Raw genomic sequence first — 18,972 nt, 5'->3', positions numbered from 1 at the left:
ACCGCTCCCGGGTCCGGACGTCGAGGTCCGGACCGGGAGCGGCAGCTCATGCCAGCGCCAGTCGCCGCGAGACCCGATTCACACTTGGCACGGCGAGGTATGAGATGCGCAGGCTCTGCTCGAAGGCGATCTCATGCTCCCCCGGCGCCAACCCCCCGGGCTGATCGACAAAGAGAATGACGGTTTCGGAGAATCCCCAGCGATCGTCGAGGACGTCCTCGATCTCGCTGAGGCGGTAGTCGGCGCCGTGGAGCTGAAGGCGGATGCTCTCCGGCGGGACCGGCGAACCGTCGACGGCGAGCGAGAGCTCGATCATCGACAGGCCCAGCCCTCGGTAATAGCCGATCCGGGCACCGATCTTCCAGCCGACGACCTCGCCGTCGACCTCGACATTGGCGAAGGTGTCGTCCTCCAGCAGGTATCGGTCGAACATCAGCGGCTCCCTCCGGTGGTGGTTTCCTCGCCGAGCAGACGCGCGAGCATGCGCTGCTGGTGGGCGACTTCCTGCACGCTGTCGACCGGCCGTACATCCTGGATGTGGCGGTTGCCCTCGTACTCGCTCGACAGGTATCCGTCGTATCCGCCGGCGATGAGCACCGGCACGATCTCGTCGTAGGGGATGGAATACTCGCGCTCATCCCCGACCATCTCGTAGAACTTCGCGTGAATGTGGACGATGTAGGGCACGTGCGGGGCCATGGTCTCGGGCGCGACGTAGTTGTAGCCGACGACGTTGTTCGCGAACGCCACGTCGATCGCCGTGCCCCCGCGCCACGCGAGCTCGCGCGTCAGAGTCTCCATGTCATCCGGGTGGTCGTTGTACACCTTCACCGCGTGGTCGACGAGGTCGGGGCGAGCGCCATCGCGCTTGAAGCGTTCGGCCACCACTCGCGGGAACTCCCGGACGAAGATGCCCATGTCGGGCACGATGCCGAGGTAGTGACTGTCGACGCGATGCACGATGTCTAGGAACTGCTGGATCCACCGGTGGTCGAAGCGCATCGGCGCGTGGATCTCGACTCCGAGCCGGACGTTGTACTCCTCGGCGTAAGGTGCCGCCGCCTCGAACACCTCGGGCGGGGTGTTCACGATGACGCGCATCGAGGTGCAGCCGAGCTTGTTGGCCAGCTTGATGTCGCGGACGATCGATTCCACGCCTTCCTCGAACGTCATGACCCGGTCTTTCCGGCGCTTCAAGTCGATGAACATGTCGTACGCGGTGGGCGTCGTGCCGTACTTCGCGTGCAGCTCGTGCCACCCGCCGATTTCGGCGTCGGTGAGGTTCGGGAAGCTGTCGAACGACTGCTCCGGAATCACCTCGATCCCGCGGGCCCCCATCTCGGCGCACACGCGGACCGCGTCGTCGAGGGTCAGCTTCCGCAGGAAGACCTCTTCCTGAAAGCTGTAGAGGCTCACGCCCCGCTTGATGTCGTGGACCGCCATGCGGTCTCCTTTCGTGAGAGGTGCCGGAGCGGCGTTCAGCCCTTCATGCCCCCGGCAAAGCCCTGGATGAACTTTTTCTGGGCGAAGAGATAGAAGGTGAGAATCGGAATCATCGAGAGGATCACGACGGCGAAGATGACGTTCCACTGCGTCGCGTTCTCGCCGACGAAGCTGTACATCATGACCGGCAGAGTGGTTGCCTTGGAGCCGCTCAAGAAGATGAGCGGAGTGAAGAAGTCGTTCCAGACAATGAGCCCGGTCATGATGGCCACCGTGCCCGTCGCGGGTGCGAGGAGAGGGAAGACGATGTTCACGAAGATGCGGAACTTGCTCGCCCCGTCTATTGACGCCGCTTCCTCATAGTCAGCCGGGACTACACGGGCGAACCCCGTGTAAAGGAAGACGGCGAGGGGCATGAGCAATCCGGTGTACAGGAGGATCATGCCGACGTGGGAGCCCAACAGGCCGATCGAGCGCAGGGCCACGTAGGTCGGCAACATCGCGAGTTGGAAGGGCAGGATGATGCCGACGACGAAACCGATGTAGGCCGCATTGCCCAAGCGACCGGGACGCCGCGCGATCGTGTAGGCGGCGATGGAACCAATGAGGATGAGCAGGATGACGCTTCCGGCCGTGATCACGGCGCTGTTGAGCATCGCAACGAGCACGTTGCGGTTGCCGGAACCAGAGACGGCCTGGACGAATCCGCTCGGGTCGAAGACCGTCGGAGGTGCGACAGCCGACGACGAGGCGGCCTCCAGGGGGCTTTTGAAGGCTGTCACGAGCAGGATCCAGAACGGGATCAGGACGGCGATGCCGATCAGGACGAGGATGATCTCGCGGATCAGCGTGGACAGACGGTACTTGGTCAGCATCAGCGAGCCTCTCCCCGGCCTCGGACGAGCGCGAGCTGTACGAGCGAGATCACCAGAATCAGAACGGTCAGGACAAGGGACAGGGCGGCTCCATAGCCGAACTGCCCATAAGCGAAGGTCTGCTTGTAGACCTGAGTGGCGAGCGTCTCCGTCGCGTTGAAAGGTCCTCCGCCTGTGAGCGCCATCACCTGATCGAAAACGCGCAGCCCCTGGATGACCATGAGCGTCGACGCGATCACGACCGACGGACGGATGCTGGGGAGGGTGACGTACCGGAAGCGCTGCCACACACTCGCCCCGTCGATGAGTGACGCTTCCTCGATCTCCTGGGGGACGCCCGCCAGACCTGCCAGATAGATGACCATGACCATTCCGGTGCTCTGCCAGACCATTACGACGAGGATGGTCCACACGGCCGCCTGGGGATCCGCCAGCCACGTGCGCTGGAGGGATTCCAAGCCTAGATTTCCAAGGAAGCCGTTCAGCGCCCCGTCGGGCTGATAGATGAAGCGCCATATGTAGCTGACGGCGAGAGGACTCAGCACCGTCGGCATGAAGATGACGACCCGCAACACATACCGGAGCTTCACACCGCGATTGAGTCCGAGCGCAAGCAGCAGTCCGAATATGTTCGTCCCGACGACGAACCCGAAGGCCAGCAGAAGCGTGTTCCACACCGACCTCTGCCCGAGTTCTCCGGAGAAAATCTGGATGAAGTTCTCCAGGCCGACCCAGTTCCAGGCGCCGATCCCCCTCCAGTCGGTGAAGGCGTAGAGCCCACCGACGGCGACGGCAAGGTAGTGGACGACGAACGCAACGACCAGGGCGGGTATCGCCCACCACCACGACGCGAAGAGCGCGCGGCGCACGCGTCGCGGCCGAGGTGGTTCGTCCACCTCGGTGGGAACGGGCGTTGGCACAGGGGCAACAGTGACCATGACCTTCTCTTCCGGTTTGGGGGTGCCGACGAGATCGACGATCGACGCCGGCACCCTCCGTCTCACGTCAGCTCGCGGCATCCCAGGCGGCGTCCATAGACGCAAGGACGTCATCAATCGTCGTCTGCCCGGTCAGCAGACCCTGAACACCCGTGCCGAGCGTGTTGTACACCTCGGGCGACGGCCAGCCCAGGTTGGCGAGCGGCTGGTAGTTGTTCTGCTCGAAGTAGGTCGCGATGGACGAGTACTGCTCGGGCAACGCAGACCCGGCGCCGGCGCGAATGCTGAGGTTTCCGCTCGTCTCGGCCAGCGCATCGGCGTTTTCCGGTTCCGCGAGCCAGGCGAGGAACGCCTTGGCGGCAGCTTTCTCGTTCGCCCCCGATTTCGCGTTGATGCCCAGCATGTTGCTCGGGGAAGCGAACATGTATTCCTCGCCGGCATCCCCGGGGAACGCCGTCGAGATGAAGGAAGCGTCCGGATTGATCCGTCGCATGTCGCCCACGGCGCCGCCCGGCGCGAATGCACCGATCGCGTTGCCGGCCGCCACATTCGGCACGTTGTCGGCGACGACACCCGCCTCGACACCGTTCTGGAAGCACCCGGCGTCTCGGAGGTCGAGGATCAGTTGGAGCGACTCCTTCCACCCCGCGGTGTCAGCGAAGGTCACCTCTCCATTCGTGCGCTTGGCGTTCCAATCCGGCTCGTCTGCGTAGACACGTGTGGCGGCGAACTGCAGAGTTGTCAAACCGTTGTTCGGAACCGTCGACCCGGCGAGTCGCAGCAGCGTCTTACCGCCAGCCTGCGCCGTCTTGCAGGCCGCTTTCACCTCCGCCACCGTTCGGAAGGGGAGCTTGATGCCCAGTTCTTCCGCCGCCGTAACGTTGTAATTATTGGTGATGGGCACGAAGTCAACAGGCTGCGTCCAGAGCTGGTCGTTCCACTCGCTGAGGTAACGCGTTTGATCGTTGTAGAGTTCCGCGGCGCTGGTGTCGGTCAGCGGCTCAAGATAGCCCGCCTCCGCCAGGGGAAGCGCCGAGTGCGGATTGCCGTTACCGCCGGTGACATAGAAGACGTCCGAGGCGTTGCCGCCCTGCAGCTGCGTGCGCAGCACCTCTCCATACTGCTCATTGGGCACCTCCTCCACATCGAAGGTGACGTTGGGGTTCTCTTCGGAATACTTGTCCGCCATCACGGCGATCGGCGCCCGTACGGCACCAGCTTCGACTGACAGGCGCAGAGTGACCGGAGCGTTCGGATCCGCCTCGCCCCCGCCGTTCGACGAGCAGGACGCGAGGGAGAGGACGGAGGCACCGAGCAGCGCCAGTGGCACGACGACAGAGCGCCGAGATACGGGGTGATTCTTGGGCATCTTTGACCTTTCATCGGGTTGTGCTGTGGGTATTACGTCGCGGGGGAGATGAGCGGCCCTGCTCGAGGGAATCGACGGAGGAGAGGACAACGACGAGCCTCTCGGCTTCAAAATCGACAGGGAGGGGGCTGCCGTCCGCCTGAAGCGGTCCGGGAATGCGCAAACCGATCCGCGCGCGAACGACGGCAGGGACTCCCACACGCAGCCAGGGAGCGAGCGCGAACTGCAGCTCCGCCCACCTTTGGATCGACCAGTAATCGCCCCTCTGACTCAAGCGCGACGCGTCGCGTCCATCAATCCGGCTCACGGGACCCAGGTCACGCCCGTCGACCTCGACCGCCAGAGACGCGACACCCGCCCATGGGATCGATCGATACCAGGGCAGGCCGAGTGTGACCCGGACGGAGGTGTCATCCATCGACACCGCGTCCCTATGCAGCAGCTTCGTCGCCATCGTCACGATGTCACAGTAGAAGTATTACCTACCCAAGTCAATAGCACGTGCCTATGCTGCCAGCATGCGCCTTTCCGATCCCCCCACCGCACCCGACATGACGTGGGCAGTGACGATGTTTTCTTTCACCAACGAGCTGCACGAGCGCGAGCGAACCGCCGACGAGCTTCTCCGCGGGGTGGCGAGCGCCGCAGTTGCTGACGCCGTTGAGGTAGACGCAGCACAGCACTTCGCCTCATTTCCCGCTTTCGCGCGCACAGAGATCGACGCGTTTCGGCGCAGCATCGACGCTTCCGGCCTGACGCCGACGATGATGGGCGCCTACCTCGATCGGCGCATCGACGCGCGGGGCCCGCGCTCCATGGATGACGATCTGGAGATGCTTTCCCGGCAAGCCCATGCTGCATCCGTCATGGGGTTCTTCGGCATCCGGATCAGCCTCGGAAGCGTCCACGCAGGCCTCCGCGAGCAGCTTCTCCCCGACCTCGAGAGATGGGGCGTGCGACTTCTCTTCGAGGTTCAAGCCGGCGCGAGACCCGACTCCCCCGCCATCGACGAGATCCGCCGACAGCGGGACAAGCTCGACACGGACCGCATCGGGTTCGTGTTCGACACCAGCCTCATCATGTCCGCTGTACCCCCGACGTGGCGTGAGGCTCTCCTCGCCGACGGCGTGCCCGACGCACTGCTCATCGAGGTCGAGGATCTCTGGCAGAGCCACGCAAGTGACGGATGGCGTCGGACGCAAGACGCGATCGCGGGGATGAGCCTCCCCCCGGCCGCCATCCGCCGCCTCGAGATGCCTTTCCGTCGATTCGGATGCGCGGACATCGTTGACTGGGACGACTTTTTCGACGACGTCATGTCGGTCCATCTGAAGTATTGGGATCTCGATGAACGCGGGCGGACCGCCGATGAGACGCGCGTCGTCAAGGACGCCCTCCGACGCCACGGCTATCGCGGCTTCGTCTGTAGCGAATGGGGCGGACATGACTGGCTGGATTCCGACACACACCCCGCACTCGAAATGACACGGCGTCATCGCGCGTTGTTCGATCGGGTATGAAATGGGCGCTGGACATTTCGCGAGAGGCGCGTCGACCGGATCGCTTGGCGGAATCCCCCGCGCCGAATCAGCTGACGATTCGGCGCATGTCACGTTGCGCGTCGCACCTCGGTGCGCCTGTGACCAATCGACCGGTCAGCACCGCGCATTGAAGACGCCGCCAGGAGAAGCTCGCCTCAGCCCGCCGTCCGCCGACGCAGGAAGGCCGCCGCGACGCTGCGGTCCACCGCATCCGGAACAGGATGCACCCCGCGCTCGACCTCGCCGCGCGCGACGGCGGCCAGCGAACGCGCCTGCAGCGTCAGGCCGAGGTCCATCGCCTCGATCGGATTGCCCAACCCGGCGACCAGGTTGACCATGTTCGTGTCGGCGATCACGTGCACCGTGCGGCCGCCCGCGAGATCGTACGAGGCGTGGAACCCCTCGGCGGCGGTGGGCTGCCCCAGGGCCTCGAGGTCCATCTCCCACGGGTGGTGGCCGACGCCGGCGATGATCGCGCCGTCCGCGAGCCGGTCGATCTGCGCGGCGCCGAGCACCTTCGGCGCCCCGGTCGCCAGGAACACCAGACGCGCGCGCTCCAGCGCCTCGTCGAGATCCGCGACGATGAACCCCTCGAGCGAGGCCTCGAGAGCGCGGTAAGGGTCGATGTCGGCCACGGTGACCACCGCTCCGAGCTGGCGCAGGGTATGCGCGGTCCCCCGCCCGCAGGGGCCGAAGCCGACCACCGTGGCGCGGGAGCCGGGGATCATGAGGTTCGTCGCGTTCATGAACGCCTGGACCACCGACTGCCCGACCCCGAAGCGGTTCTCGACGAGCAGTTTGAGCGGACTGTCGTTGATGACGACGATCGGATGCCGCACGTCGGCCGCGCGTCGACGCAGGACGATGCCACCCGTCGTCGTCTCCTCGGTGCCGCCGCGCAGGTGCGGGGCGGGATGACCGTCGAGGACGCCTCGGAACAAGTCTCCCCCGTTGTCGAGGATGAGATGGGGGTCGCTCGCGAGCACCGCGGCGACGCGGGGCGCAGCGTCGTCGCGCGCGGCGTGGACGGCGACGCCCCGCTCGCGCAGATCGGCGGCCGCGTCCTCGCGGGTCGTGCCGGGCGAACCGGTCAGCGAGACCTCGGCTCCCGCCTCGGCGAGCAGGCGCACGAGGACAGCCGTCTTCGGTTCGATGTGGAGGCACATCGCGATGCGCAGCCCGCGGAAGACGGAGCCGAGCTCTCGGACGGCCTCGCGGGTGAGGGGCATGTGCGCGGCGGCCCAGTCGATTCCGGGCGCGGGAGGGGTCGGGTAGGTGCGGATGGTCATGGGTGTTCCGATCAGTGAGAGAAGGTGACGAGGGACGGCACCCGGCTCACTGATAGAGCTCGGAACGGTAGGAGTGATCACCGAAGATCGGCGCGGGACGAGACCCGCGACCGTGCTCGGCGGCGATCAGCATGGGGCGAGCATAATCCCGCGCGGGCTCGTGGCGGGGAGGCCACCGGCTCGGTCGGCGCCTCGATGAAGGCGCTGCCTCGGTCACGGAGGATTCGCGCCCGGGAACGACAGAAGCCCCGGTGAAAACCGGGGCTGATCTGCGGAACCTGTAGCGGGAGCGGGGCTTGAACCCGCGACCTCACGATTATGAGTCGTGCGCTCTCACCAACTGAGCTACCCCGCCGCGTGGCATCCGGAAACCGGATGCTTGAGCCCCGAGTCAGGATTGAACTGACGACCCCTTCCTTACCATGGAAGTGCTCTGCCACTGAGCTATCGGGGCGTACCCGGATCGCTCCGGGCAACTAGAAGAGAATATCAGACCGAGACACTCTCTTACGAATCGAGGCTCAACCTCCGGCGTGCTGGCGCAGCCATGCGATCGGATCGATCGGCGTCGTGCCGTTCTGGAGGATCTCGACGTGCGTGTGCGCACCGAACGAGCGACCCGTGTTTCCGGTGCGGCCGAGGAACTGGCCCACCTTCACGTGCTCGCCCTGCGTGACCGGCAGGGAGCCGTACTGCATGTGGCCGTAGCGGCTCGAGACGAGCTGTCCGTCGATCTCGTGGTCGATGAGCACGGTCACGCCGAAGGCGCCGCCCTGCTCGGTCGCGATGCGCACCGTGCCGTCGGCGATCGCCTGGACGGGCGACCCCTCGCCGGGAACGAAGTCGGCGCCCTCGTGGAAACCGCCGTCGCGCATGCCGAAGCCGTACGAGATCGACACACCCACGGCGAACGGCCACTGGATCGGCGAGTTCGGGTTGTTGGTGTAGAAGTCGGACGGACGCGTGATGCCCGAGTCGAGGGCCATCTTCGCGTAGGTCGTGGCACTGTAGCCGTCGTCGGCGCGGTCGACGACGCCGGACTGCGCCTGCGCGGGGGCCACGTAGGCCTGGATCTCGCCGTCGCCCGCGGCGACGTCGCTGCCACCGACCGCGAGGCGGGTCGTGGCGGCCTCGGCGGGAGCCGTGACGCTGTCGGTGCCGCTGGCCGAAGCAAGGGCGCTCACCGGCATGGTCATGCCGACGGTGAGGAGGCCGACGACGCCCATCACACCGACCGAGAACGACGTGGCCGCGATGCGACGGACGTTGCGGCGGGTGCGGGGGGCTGCTCCGGCTGCGGCGGGAAGGCCCTCGGCGACGGGCTCGCGCGGCGCGACGACCGGAGTCGCGGCCTGCACGGCGGTCTCGCCGGTGAAGGAGAACAGACGCGCGGCGGCGACGAACTCGTCGGCGTCGGCATCGGCGTCGGCCGGAGCGACGGATGCCGCGGGCGCCGGGATCGTGGCATCCGGGGCCTCGTCGACCGGAGCGACGGCGACGGGCTCTGCCGCGATGCCCTCGGCGGCGGCGGACTCGTCGACGGCCGAGTCGAGGATGACGGATGCCGCGGGGCGACGGCGCGACCGGCGCGAGACCGGGAGGGTGATCGGCGACGTCGGCAGCGAGACGGGCGTGGTCGCGACATCGCTGTCGGCGCTCTGCAGGATGACGGCGACCTCGTCGGAGCGAGGCTCCTCGACGACGGTGACCTCGAGGGCGTCGGCCGCATCGTCGACCGGCGCCTCGGGAGCAGCCTCGCGGGGAGGCAGCGTCGGCTCGATGGTCGCGGCGATGACGGTCTCCATGACCGCGACGGCGACGTTCTCGATCAGCTCGGGCTGAGAGGCGGACTCGGCGTCGACGGGGGCCGGATCGGCTGGCTTCGGAGCGGACTCCTCGGCGACGGCGACCGGGCTCTCGCTCGCCGCGAGACGGCGCATCTCGGCGCGGGTCAATCGCGGGGCGGGCTCAACGGCAGGCGTGGTGAGGGGGCGACGAGACCGCCGGGTGGGGGCGGGCTCAGTCTCGGGGGCTTCTGACGGCAACGCGCGGGGGCTCTCGTGTCGTGTCGCAGGCGCGACGGCTTCGGGCTTTGGGGGCTTGGCCATTTCCGCGGATTCGGGTCACGGAAAAATAACGAACTGGTAAACACCCTACCTCGGCAGGTCTGGGAATGCCATGAACGCCCCTCGTTTTCACCTGTCGTAGTCGAGAAGGGGCTCGAGGCGCGCGAAAAACGCGGGCCCCGCGGCGATCACCATGCCGTTGCCAGGGCGGCCTCCGGGGGCTCCGCCGACCGTTCCGCCGGCCTCCTGCACGAGCAGGGATCCGGCCGCGTGATCCCAGGGCTGCGTCCCGCGCTCGTAGTAGGCGTCGACACGACCGGCGGCCACCGAGGCCAGATCGAGCGAGGCGGCGCCGATACGACGCACGTCGCGCGCGATCGGCATCACGCGCGCCAACTGCGCCAGGGCGGGGCCGTGCGTCTCGGGGTCGTACCCGAAGCCGGTGGCCACGAGCCCTCCGGCGGGGCCCACCTCGCTCACCGACAGGCGGCGGTCGCCGAGCCACGCTCCCCCACCGCGGGACGCGCGGAACAGCTCACCCGTCACGGGGTTGAAGACCGCCCCCGCGAGCGCTGTCCACGCGGCGGTGTCGGCCGTCCCCTCGACGGCGGCGATGCTGACCGCCCACGCGGGGATGCCGTAGGCGTAGTTCACGGTGCCGTCGATGGGGTCGACGACCCACGTGATGCCGCTCGTGCCCTGCTCGGCGCCCGACTCCTCACCGAAGAAGCCGTCGTCGGGCCGCTCCCGGGTGAGCTCGGCGCGGATGAACGCCTCGACCTCGCGGTCGGCGGCGGTGACGATGTCGGCCGCGGCCGATTTGGTGGCGGCCACCGTCACGCCCTCCTGCCGACGGCGGTGGGCGAGTTCGCCGGCCTCGCGGGCGATGCGCGCGGCGATGTCGAGCAGTTCTGCGGCAAGGGTCATGGCATCCACGCTACTGCGCCACCCCCTGCGCCGAATGCGCCCGGCTCAGTAGCGTGGGGCCATGACCGCTTCGGATTCTCGCCAGTACGACGTCGTCATCGTGGGGGGCGGGCACAACGCCCTGGTCGCCGCGGCCTACCTCGCCCGGGCCGGGCGCCGCGTGGCGGTGATCGAGAGAGCCGAGGCGGTGGGCGGAGCCGCCGTGTCGGAACGCCCGTGGTTCGGCGTCGACGCGCGCCTGTCGCGCTACTCGTACCTGGTGAGCCTGCTGCCGCAGAAGATCATCGACGACCTCGGGCTGCGCATCAGGCTCGAACGGCGCCGGTACTCCTCCTACACTCCCGATCCGCGCGATCCCTCCCGCGGCATCCTGATCGACACCCGGGATGCCGCGGCGACGACCGCGTCGTTCGTCCGGACCCTCGGCGACGACGGTGCCGCCGAGGCGGAGCGGTTCTCGGCCTTCGGCGCGCGCCTGGCACCGCTGGCCGAAGCGGTGTTCCCGACGATGACCGACCCCCTGCCGACGGCGGACGAGCTGCGCGAGCGCGTGGGCGACGACGACCTGTGGGAGGCGCTCACGACCCGGCCGCTCGGCGATCTGCTGCGCAGGTCGTTCGAGAGCGATCTCGTGCGGGGCATCGCCCTCACCGACGGGCTGATCGGCACCTTCGCCACGTCCGACGACCCCTCCCTCGCCCAGAACCGGTGCTTCCTCTACCACGTGGTCGGCGGCGGCACCGGCGACTGGGACGTCCCGGTCGGCGGAATGGGCACCGTCACGAAGGAGCTCGAGCGCGTCGCCCTCGAGTCCGGCGCCGAGATCTTCACCGGCGTCGAGGCGATCTCGATCTCCCCCGACGGCGACGTGCACACCATGACGGACCGCTCCGAGGTGTTCCACGGCGAGCTCGTCCTCAGCGGTGTGGGCCGCGCCGTGCTCGACCGCCTCCTGGCCGCGGGCGGCAGCGAGACGACGGGCGCCGAGACGCCCGAGGGAGCGCAGGTGAAGGTGAACATGCTCCTGTCGCGGCTGCCCCGCCTGCGCGACGAGTCGGTCACCCCCGAGGCCGCCTTCTCGGGCACCTTCCACGTCAACGAGACGATGACCCAGGTGGATGCCGCGTACGCGGCGGCATCCGGAGGGCTCATCCCCGACCCGCTCCCGGTCGAGATCTACTGCCACTCGCTGACCGACCCGTCGATCCTCGGCGACCACCTCGTCGCCGACGGCGCGCAGACCCTGACGATGTTCGGGCTCCAGGTGCCGCACCGGCTCATCGCCGACATGGATCCCGTCGCCGCGGGCGCGAAGCTGCTCGCCGCCGCGCAGGCCTCGCTCGAGTCGGTCATCGCGGAGCCGCTGCGCGACTGCATCCTGCGTGCGCCCGACGGGCGCCTGTGCATCGAGGCCCGGACGACCCGCGATCTCGAGGAGTCGCTCAACATGGTCGGCGGCGACATCTTCCACGGGGCGCTGTCGTGGCCCTGGCTGGACGCCCCCGCGTCGACGCCCGCGGCGCGGTGGGGGGTGTCGACTCCGCACCCGCGCGTGCTGCTGTGCGGATCGAGCGCGCAGCGCGGCGGAGCGGTCAGCGGGATCGGCGGGCAGAACGCCGCGATGGCGGCGCTGGAGATCCTGGGCGACTGAGGGGCGGGGCGGTTCGGCGCGCCCCGACCCCGGCCGCGCGCCGGGTCAGGCGGCGATGACCGGCTGCTGCAGTTCGGTCACCCAGTCGGCCTGATCGTCGGATTCGGCCCGCACGTACAGCTCGCGGCACGGGCCCGACGGAACGAACCCGCGGTCGAGGATCTGCGCATGGATCGACTGCCAGCTCTCGCCGATCCGATCCATCGACCCGAGATGGATGCCGCACACGGCCACCGCGACCGCGGGGAGCTCGACGATCTCGACGCCATCGCCCACGGCGCCGGCGGCGGAGACGTACCCGGCGATCAGCTCGGTGCCGTCCTCCCGGGCAGCGTACTGGGCGACCGGGGTGTCGAGCGCCCCCTTCTCGGCGCCGATGACCGCCGCGACCGCGTCGAAAGTCGCGCCGACGACCTCCGCCATCTCGGCGCCGTCGGCGACGAGGCGGCGACGCGCCGCGAGGCGGACCGCGGGCAGCGACTTCTGGACGATCTCGATATCTCGCATGTGCTTCTCTCCTTCGATGAGGTGGAGGCGCCGCTCCACGTCGACGAGCCGCGCGGCGGCGATGCGATGCTCGCGCTCGACCTCGGCGCGGCGCTCGCGGAGCAGGAGGGCGATGCGGTCGGCATCCACCCCCTGACCCAGGATCGCGGCGACGTCGTCGAGACCGAATCCGAGCTGCCGGAGCGCGACGATCCGGTGCAGCCTCTCGAGCTGCGACGGATCGTACGAGCGGTATCCGCTGTGCTCGTCCACGTGCGCGGGCACGAGCAATCCGGCGGTGTCCCAGTGCCGCAGCATCCGGTGGGTCACCTGACCGATCTGCGCGAACGCTCCGATGGACAACATGCTTCCGTTCTCCTCCCTCACACCGTGTCAGGGTCAACTCGGGCGGCATTGCGCGCCACCGCGATGATCCAGCCGACGGCCTCCATCAGCGCCGGAGTCGACGGCTCCGCGTAGCCGAACACGATCCCCGCGGGCAGGTCCACCGCGGTCCCCGGCACCGCGTAGCCCGACAGGGGCGAGACCAGGATGCCGCGGGCGGCGAGCGCGTCGACCACCGCACGCTCCGACGCCGGTGGGGCGTCGTCGAGCAGCACCACCGCGTGCAGGCCGCCGTCGGTCGCGGTCAGCGTCACCCCGTCGACCCCCGCGAACGCGTCGAGCAGCAGCCGGCGGCGGTGGCGGTAGTCGCGGCGGCGACGGGCGGTGTGGCGGGCGAGGGCGCCCTCGGCGAGGTAGAGCGCGAGGGCGTGCTGCTGCACCTGCGACACGGTCGGATCGAGATCCTCCCGCGCCGCGACGAGCCGGTCCCGGAGCACGCCGGTCGCCACGATCCAGCCGCACCGCAACGCGGGACTCAGCACCTTTGACAGGGTGCCGATCGACACCACTCCCGCGGGATCGAGCAGGTGCAGCGGCGGGAGCGGGACCCGTCCGTGCGGGAACTCGCTGTCGTAGTCGTCTTCGACGACGACGGTCCCGCTGCGCGCCGCCCACCCGAGCACGCGCGAGCGGGCGGCGGCATCCCATCTGCTTCCGAGCGGATAGTGGTGGTGCGGGGTCACGATCACCGCGTCGAGATCGCGGTGGGCCTCGAGCGCGTCGAGATCGAGGCCCGTCGCGAGGCGGACGGGGATCGGGACGGCCTGGGCGCCGAGACGGTCGAGCAGGCTGCGCACCCGCGGGTATCCGGGATTCTCGATGCCGACGCGCAGCCGGGGCCCGCGCGGCGCGAGCGCGAGCAGGGTGAGCAGCATCGCGTCGCTCGTCCCCGCGGTCACGATCACCTCGTCGGGCGCGACGGCGAGGCCGCGGGTGCGCGCGAGATGCGCGGCGATCGCGGCCCGCAGGGCGGGGTCGCCCGTGACGTCGGTCACGTCGGGAGCGGCCTCGAGCGCGCTCGCGCGACGCCAGGCCGACCGCCATGCCGCGTCGACGACGCCCGCGGTGCCCGGGCGACCGGGGCGCAGGTCGACGACGGGCGCGGCCTCCGCGACGTCGACCGGCGCGGAGGCGGTGGGCGCGACGCTCGGCGCGCGGGGGATGTCGGCGACCGTCGTGCCTCCGCCCGGTCGGGAGACGAGATAGCCCTCGCCGAGGAGGATCTCGTACGCCGCGACGACGGTCCCCCGCGCGAGTCCCAGGTCGGCCGCGAGCGCGCGCGTCGACGGCACGACGTCCCCGCCGCGCGCACGCCCGGCGAGCACGGCCGCCCGGATGCCGTGGGCGAGCTGCTCGTGCAGCGGAGCGGCTGCGCCGCGATCCAGGATGCCGACGTCGATCACGCCTCGATCCTGTCACTGGTCCACCGAGAAGTCGTGGAACCGGACTACACGGGAGACCAGTGGTCGCGATGGAATCGGGGCATGACCGATCTGCCCCTGACCGCCCTCACGCGCGTCCGCCGTCTCCCCCACCACCAGCGCACCGACCGCGCCACCCTGTACGGGGTGATCGACGACGCCCTGTCGGCGACGGTCGCGATCGTGCGCGACGACCGCCCTGTCGCTCTGCCGGTCGGGATCGGACGCGACGGCGACGACCTGCTCATCCACGGCTCCACCGGCAGCGACTTCTTCCGTCGGATCGCCGCCGGCGCGCCGGTCTGCGTGACCGTGACGCACCTGCTCGGCCTGAAGTACGCCCGTTCCCTCTTCGACAGCTCGATGCGGTACCGCTGCGCGGTGGTGCACGGCGTGGCATCCGTCGTCCCCCCGGAGGAGAAGGAGGCGGCCCTGCTCGCCCTGTCGGAGCACCTCATGCCGGGACGCAGCGCCGACGTCCGGCCGATGACCGCGCGAGAGCTCGCCGCGACGATGGTCCTGCGCATCCCCCTCGCCGAGGCGAGTGTGAAAGACAACGCCGGCTCCCTCGTCGAGGAGGACGACGACGGCGAGGACCGCGCGGTGTGGGCGGGCACCCTGCCGCTGCGGGTGGTCGCCGGTGAACCGGTGACGTCGGCGCAGACGGCGGCGGGGACTCCCGTTCCGGCCTCGATCGGCCGCGCGGCCGCGCGCATCGCGGTGTCGGGGACGGCGTAGCCGCCGCCCGATCCGGGCGCCGCGCCACGGCTGCGGGCACGGCCCGACCGAATCCCCGGCATCCGACGTCCGTGACGAGGCGCGACCGGCGCCCTGACGCAGGACTTCCGCCCGCGCAGCGTCGCCGGTCCCCGTCGGTACCCCGGAACGAGCTCCGACCCGCAGCACAACTCCTGCATTCGGTCGCGCGAGAGGGCGCCGATGCGCCCGGGACCGCCTTTCCGCAGGAGTTGTGCGCCCCTCGGCCGTGCCCACGTCTCCGACGGACCGCGGGCGCTCTCGACGGGCGTCCCGCTCAGCCGACCAGCGGCGGAACCTCGTAGCGCCGCGGCGTGCCGAAGCGGTGCGCGGTGATCGACACGGCCTGCTCGCGCAGGAACGGCAGCAGTTCGACGTGCCCGGCGCGGGTGACCTCGCCGGCATACACGGCGACCGAGGGCGAGCCGTTGGTCGCCTCGGCCACCGCGACAGGCGACCCGCCGAGCAGACGGACACGGCCGCCGGTCCGGGCGAGGCGAGCCGCGCGGCGGCCCCAGTCCGCCGCGTCTTCGACGGAAGCCCGCACGCCGACGCCCTCGAGCCACGCGCGCACCGCGGGCGACAGCTCGACGGCGGAGCTCACGGTCACGGCCGAGCCCGCACGCACCCCCGCGGCCACGACGCGAACGAGGGCCGACGACGGAGCGTCCTCGACGCGTACCGTCACCGGCACCGCCGAATAGCGCAGCACGTTCTGCTCCGACTCGAGGCCGGTCACGTCCCGGGCCAGCGAGAACTCCTCGGCCCACGCGGCGGCGTCGCTCGCGAGCGCCGCGGCGAGCCACTCGCGCTCGGCGGCGGGTACGGCGGCCAGCGCCGGGGCGGCGAGGGCGTCGGGGGTGCGGGGTGCCGTGGAGGCGGCATCCGCCCACGTGCCGAACCCGAAGAGGTAGTGCGGGCCGCCCGCCTTGGTGCCCGCGCCGACCGCCGACTTCTTCCAGCCACCGAAGGGCTGACGCTGCACGATGGCGCCGGTGGTGCCGCGGTTGACGTAGACGTTTCCCGCCTCGATGCGCGAGAGCCACTGCTGGATCTCGGCCTCGTCGAGGGCGTGGAGCCCCGAGGTGAGGCCGTACTCGATCGCGTTGACGATCTCGATCGCCTCCTCCAGCGTCTCGGCGGTCATGATGCCGAGCACGGGCCCGAAGTACTCGGTGCGGTGGAAGGCGCTGCCGGGCTGGACGCCCTCGCGGATGCCGGGACGCCACAGCGAGCCGTCGTCGTCGAGCTTCTGCGGCTCGACCACCCAGCGCTGGCCGGGCTCGAGGGTCGTGAGCGCCTGCAGGAGCTTGCCCTGAGCCGGCTCGATGAGGGGTCCCACGCGCGAGGCCTCGTCCCACGGCATCCCGACCTCGAGGGAGGTGACCGCGTCGACGAGCTGGTCGCGGAAGCGCCGCGAGCGCGCGACCGAGCCGACGAGCACGACGAGGGATGCCGCGGAGCACTTCTGTCCGGCGTGTCCGAACGCCGACATCGCGACGTCCTTGGCCGCGAGGTCGAGGTCGGCGCTGGGCGTGACGATCACGGCGTTCTTGCCGCTCGTCTCGGCGAGCAGCGGCAGATCGGGGCGGAACGAGCGGAACAGCTCGGCCGTCTCGTACGCGCCGGTCAGAACGACCCGCTCGACGGCGGGGTGGGTGAGCAACTGGCGCCCGAGGTCGTTCTCCGACACCTGCACGAGCTTCAGCACCTCGCGCGGGACGCCCGCCTCCCACAGCGCCTCCACCATCACGGCACCCGACCGCTCGGCGAGGCCCGCGGGCTTGATGACGACGGCCGAGCCCGCGGCGAGCGCGGCGAGGGTGGAGCCCGCGGGGATCGCGACGGGGAAGTTCCACGGCGGCGTCACCACGGTCACCCCGACGGGGGTGAAGGTCGCGCCGTCGACGCCCTCGAGCGTGCGCGCCTGCTCGGCGTAGTAGTGCGCGAAGTCGATCGCCTCCGACACCTCGGGGTCGCTCTGCTCGATGACCTTGCCGCACTCGGCGCCCATGACCTCGAGCAGGTCGGCGCGGCGCTTCTCGAGCGCGTCCCCGGCGCGGTGCAGGATCTCGGCGCGACCGGCGGCCCCGAGCGCGCGCCACGCGGCGGCGGCGTCCGCGGCATCCTGGATCAGCGCGTTCAGCGCGGCTTCGTCGGTGACCGTGTGGGCGGCGATGATGTCGCGGCCCAGGGTCGACTCCGGCATGCCGGCGATGATCGCGCGCGACCAGTCGCGGTTCGCGGCGATCGCCGGGTCGGAGTCGGGGGTGTTGCGGAAGCCGTGCGTCGGCGCGGGAGCCGCGGGAGCCGTGCGGTCCTGCACGCGGTGCGACGCGGGCACCCCCTCGGGCATGTCGGCGAGGGATGCCAGGAAGCGGTCGCGCTCGCGGGCGAACAGGGCCGCGTGGGTGTCGAGGTCGAACACGGCCGACATGAAGTTCTCGCTCGACGCGCCCTCTTCGAGACGGCGGATGAGGTAGGCGATCGCGACGTCGAACTCCTGCGGGTGCACGACGGGCGTGTAAAGCAGGATCGAGCCGACCGTGCGCCGCACGACGGCCTGCTGCGCGGTGGCCATGCCGAGGAGCATCTCGACGTCGATGCCGCCGGTGACCCCGCGGCGCTCGGCGAGGAGCCAGGCGAGGGCGACGTCGAAGAGGTTGTGTCCGGCGACGCCGATCCGCACGTTCTTCATGTGCTCGGGGCGCAGGGCGTAGTCGAGCACGGCCTTGTACGACGCGTCGGTCGCCTGCTTCGACGGCCAGGTGGCCAGCGGCCAGTCGTGCACGTCGGCATCCACGCGCTCCATCGGCAGGTTCGCGCCCTTGACGACGCGCACCTTGATGGGCGCGCCCCCGGATGCCACCCGCGCGGCCGTCCACTCCTGCAGGCGGATCATCGCGGCGAGCGCATCGGGCAGGTACGCCTGCAGGACGATCCCCGCCTCGACGCCGTGGAACTCCGGCTCCGACAGCAGCGTCTCGAACACGGCGAGGGTGAGGTCGAGGTCCTTGAACTCCTCCATGTCGAGGTTCAGGAACGTCCCCGTCTCCTTCGCGACCCGGTACAGGGGACGGAGCGCGGCGACGGCGTCGTCGACGGCGGCGTCGAAGGCCCACGGGGTGTGCGGGGCGACGGTCGACGAGACCTTGATCGAGACGTAGTCGACGTCGTCGCGGGCGAGCAGCTTGCGGGTGCCGGCCAGGCGTCGCGCGGCTTCCTTCTTGCCGAGGATCGCCTCGCCGAGCAGGTTGACGTTGAGGCGGATGCCGTCTCCCCGGCCGCGGATCGAGGCGATGGCCCCGCCGAGCTTGCCGTCGGTGGCGTCGACGATGAGGTGGCGCACCATCGAGCGCAGGGCGGTGCGGGCGGCGGGGACCACGACCTGCGGCAGGATCGGGGCGGCGAACGCGCCCAGGCGGATCGCGGCCTTGAGGTGCAGCGGCAGGAACCCCGGGATGAGCGGGGTCAGCGCGGCGAGGTTGCGCGCGGCGACGCGCACGTCTTCGGGTCGCACGACGCCGTCGACGAAGCCGACCGTGAAGTCGAGGCCGTGCGGATCGCGCAGCACGCCGGCCAGGCGCTCGGCGGCGGCGTCGACCGGCTCGTCGCGGCTCTCGGCGAGCCAGCGGCGCACGAGGGCGATCGCCTCGTCGGCGAGCTCGTGGGGCGACACGAGCCCGTGAGCAGGTCGCGGAGCGGGGGTGGGGCCGGACGTGGTGTCGGGGACATCGGTGAGCGACATGGCGATCCTTCCTCGGATGCTCTCAGCATGAGGCGCGCATTCGTTCGAGAAAAGCGA

Annotated in this window: 15 protein-coding genes and 2 tRNA genes; 3 read left to right on the top strand and 14 right to left on the bottom strand. The window is 69.9% G+C overall.

Annotated elements, in window-relative coordinates:
* Window positions 1-46: 46 nt before the first annotated feature.
* Genes FB047_RS12995 through FB047_RS12970 form a run of 6 tightly spaced genes read right to left on the bottom strand, consistent with a single transcriptional unit; the run spans window position 47 to window position 5,085 of the window.
* A complete protein-coding gene (locus FB047_RS12995; RefSeq protein ID WP_136587628.1) occupies window positions 47-433 on the bottom strand; it encodes a C-glycoside deglycosidase beta subunit domain-containing protein in 387 nt (128 codons plus the stop codon).
* The gene (locus tag FB047_RS12990; RefSeq protein ID WP_136587627.1) at window positions 433-1,443 is read right to left on the bottom strand and encodes a sugar phosphate isomerase/epimerase family protein; all 1,011 of its coding nucleotides are present in this window, start codon (window positions 1,441-1,443) and stop codon (window positions 433-435) included. Before FB047_RS12990 ends, FB047_RS12995 begins: the two co-directional genes overlap by 1 nt.
* 35 nt (window positions 1,444-1,478) lie before the next feature.
* The gene (locus FB047_RS12985) at window positions 1,479-2,318 is read right to left on the bottom strand and encodes a carbohydrate ABC transporter permease (RefSeq protein WP_136587626.1); all 840 of its coding nucleotides are present in this window, start codon (window positions 2,316-2,318) and stop codon (window positions 1,479-1,481) included.
* Window positions 2,318-3,310, bottom strand: coding sequence for a carbohydrate ABC transporter permease (locus FB047_RS12980; RefSeq protein WP_240752800.1), 993 nt, complete (start codon window positions 3,308-3,310; stop codon window positions 2,318-2,320). The genes FB047_RS12985 and FB047_RS12980 overlap by 1 nt, the downstream gene beginning before the upstream one ends.
* Before the next feature lie 13 nt (window positions 3,311-3,323).
* Window positions 3,324-4,625 (bottom strand): ABC transporter substrate-binding protein, encoded by a 1,302-nt coding sequence (locus tag FB047_RS12975; RefSeq protein ID WP_136587625.1) that lies wholly within the window; start codon window positions 4,623-4,625, stop codon window positions 3,324-3,326.
* A 10-nt stretch (window positions 4,626-4,635) separates the two neighbouring features.
* A complete protein-coding gene (locus FB047_RS12970) occupies window positions 4,636-5,085 on the bottom strand; it encodes a hypothetical protein (RefSeq protein ID WP_136587624.1) in 450 nt (149 codons plus the stop codon).
* Between the two features lie 58 nt (window positions 5,086-5,143).
* On the opposite strand from FB047_RS12970, the gene FB047_RS12965 reads away from it, so the two are divergent.
* Window positions 5,144-6,145, top strand: coding sequence for an apurinic/apyrimidinic endonuclease family protein (locus FB047_RS12965; protein WP_136587623.1), 1,002 nt, complete (start codon window positions 5,144-5,146; stop codon window positions 6,143-6,145).
* A 176-nt stretch (window positions 6,146-6,321) separates the two neighbouring features.
* Here the strand turns inward: FB047_RS12965 and FB047_RS12960 are convergent, their stop codons facing one another.
* From FB047_RS12960 to FB047_RS12940, 5 genes are all read right to left on the bottom strand, one after another.
* Window positions 6,322-7,455, bottom strand: coding sequence for an adenosylhomocysteinase (locus FB047_RS12960; protein ID WP_136587622.1), 1,134 nt, complete (start codon window positions 7,453-7,455; stop codon window positions 6,322-6,324).
* 281 nt (window positions 7,456-7,736) lie between these two features.
* Window positions 7,737-7,810, bottom strand: a tRNA-Met gene (locus FB047_RS12955).
* Window positions 7,811-7,837: 27 nt separating this feature from the next.
* A tRNA-Thr gene (locus FB047_RS12950) sits at window positions 7,838-7,909 on the bottom strand.
* A 67-nt stretch (window positions 7,910-7,976) separates the two neighbouring features.
* Complete coding sequence (locus FB047_RS12945; RefSeq protein WP_136587621.1) at window positions 7,977-9,395, bottom strand: M23 family metallopeptidase; 1,419 nt, start codon at window positions 9,393-9,395, stop codon at window positions 7,977-7,979.
* A 255-nt stretch (window positions 9,396-9,650) separates the two neighbouring features.
* Window positions 9,651-10,448, bottom strand: coding sequence for an inositol monophosphatase family protein (locus FB047_RS12940; protein ID WP_136587620.1), 798 nt, complete (start codon window positions 10,446-10,448; stop codon window positions 9,651-9,653).
* 61 nt (window positions 10,449-10,509) lie between these two features.
* On the opposite strand from FB047_RS12940, the gene FB047_RS12935 reads away from it, so the two are divergent.
* Complete coding sequence (locus FB047_RS12935; protein WP_136587619.1) at window positions 10,510-12,099, top strand: phytoene desaturase family protein; 1,590 nt, start codon at window positions 10,510-10,512, stop codon at window positions 12,097-12,099.
* Window positions 12,100-12,144: 45 nt separating this feature from the next.
* Here the strand turns inward: FB047_RS12935 and FB047_RS12930 are convergent, their stop codons facing one another.
* Both FB047_RS12930 and pdxR read right to left on the bottom strand, forming a co-directional pair.
* Window positions 12,145-12,951, bottom strand: a complete 807-nt coding sequence (locus FB047_RS12930) for a MerR family transcriptional regulator (RefSeq protein WP_136587618.1) — start codon at window positions 12,949-12,951, stop codon at window positions 12,145-12,147.
* Between the two features lie 17 nt (window positions 12,952-12,968).
* Entirely contained in the window at window positions 12,969-14,393 is a 1,425-nt protein-coding gene (pdxR, locus tag FB047_RS12925; RefSeq protein ID WP_136587617.1) for a MocR-like pyridoxine biosynthesis transcription factor PdxR, read from the bottom strand.
* Between the two features lie 81 nt (window positions 14,394-14,474).
* Between pdxR and FB047_RS12920 the strand changes: the two genes are divergently transcribed.
* Complete coding sequence (locus FB047_RS12920; protein ID WP_136587616.1) at window positions 14,475-15,149, top strand: pyridoxamine 5'-phosphate oxidase family protein; 675 nt, start codon at window positions 14,475-14,477, stop codon at window positions 15,147-15,149.
* Window positions 15,150-15,444: 295 nt separating this feature from the next.
* Here FB047_RS12920 and FB047_RS12915 read toward each other — a convergent pair whose 3' ends face one another.
* Complete coding sequence (locus tag FB047_RS12915; RefSeq protein ID WP_240752799.1) at window positions 15,445-18,915, bottom strand: bifunctional proline dehydrogenase/L-glutamate gamma-semialdehyde dehydrogenase; 3,471 nt, start codon at window positions 18,913-18,915, stop codon at window positions 15,445-15,447.
* Between the last annotated feature and the right edge of the window lie 57 nt (window positions 18,916-18,972).

The organism is Microbacterium hydrothermale, from assembly GCF_004854025.1.
Classification (GTDB): Bacteria; Actinomycetota; Actinomycetes; order Actinomycetales; family Microbacteriaceae; genus Microbacterium; species Microbacterium hydrothermale.
The sequence above is the reverse complement of the archived record's forward strand: the minus strand, read 5'-3'. Positions and strand labels throughout refer to the sequence as shown.

What these genes read in the sequence shown, in the direction of transcription:
- FB047_RS12995 (WP_136587628.1), bottom strand. Translation starts at nt 433, where the DNA reads ATGTTCGACCGATACCTGCTGGAGGACGACACCTTCGCCAATGTCGAG.
- FB047_RS12990 (WP_136587627.1), bottom strand. Translation starts at nt 1,443, where the DNA reads ATGGCGGTCCACGACATCAAGCGGGGCGTGAGCCTCTACAGCTTTCAG.
- FB047_RS12985 (WP_136587626.1), bottom strand. Translation starts at nt 2,318, where the DNA reads ATGCTGACCAAGTACCGTCTGTCCACGCTGATCCGCGAGATCATCCTC.
- FB047_RS12975 (WP_136587625.1), bottom strand. Translation starts at nt 4,625, where the DNA reads ATGCCCAAGAATCACCCCGTATCTCGGCGCTCTGTCGTCGTGCCACTG.
- FB047_RS12965 (WP_136587623.1), top strand. Translation starts at nt 5,144, where the DNA reads ATGCGCCTTTCCGATCCCCCCACCGCACCCGACATGACGTGGGCAGTG.
- FB047_RS12960 (WP_136587622.1), bottom strand. Translation starts at nt 7,455, where the DNA reads ATGACCATCCGCACCTACCCGACCCCTCCCGCGCCCGGAATCGACTGG.
- FB047_RS12945 (WP_136587621.1), bottom strand. Translation starts at nt 9,395, where the DNA reads ATGCGCCGTCTCGCGGCGAGCGAGAGCCCGGTCGCCGTCGCCGAGGAG.
- FB047_RS12940 (WP_136587620.1), bottom strand. Translation starts at nt 10,448, where the DNA reads ATGACCCTTGCCGCAGAACTGCTCGACATCGCCGCGCGCATCGCCCGC.
- FB047_RS12935 (WP_136587619.1), top strand. Translation starts at nt 10,510, where the DNA reads ATGACCGCTTCGGATTCTCGCCAGTACGACGTCGTCATCGTGGGGGGC.
- FB047_RS12930 (WP_136587618.1), bottom strand. Translation starts at nt 12,951, where the DNA reads ATGTTGTCCATCGGAGCGTTCGCGCAGATCGGTCAGGTGACCCACCGG.
- FB047_RS12920 (WP_136587616.1), top strand. Translation starts at nt 14,475, where the DNA reads ATGACCGATCTGCCCCTGACCGCCCTCACGCGCGTCCGCCGTCTCCCC.
- FB047_RS12915 (WP_240752799.1), bottom strand. Translation starts at nt 18,915, where the DNA reads ATGTCGCTCACCGATGTCCCCGACACCACGTCCGGCCCCACCCCCGCT.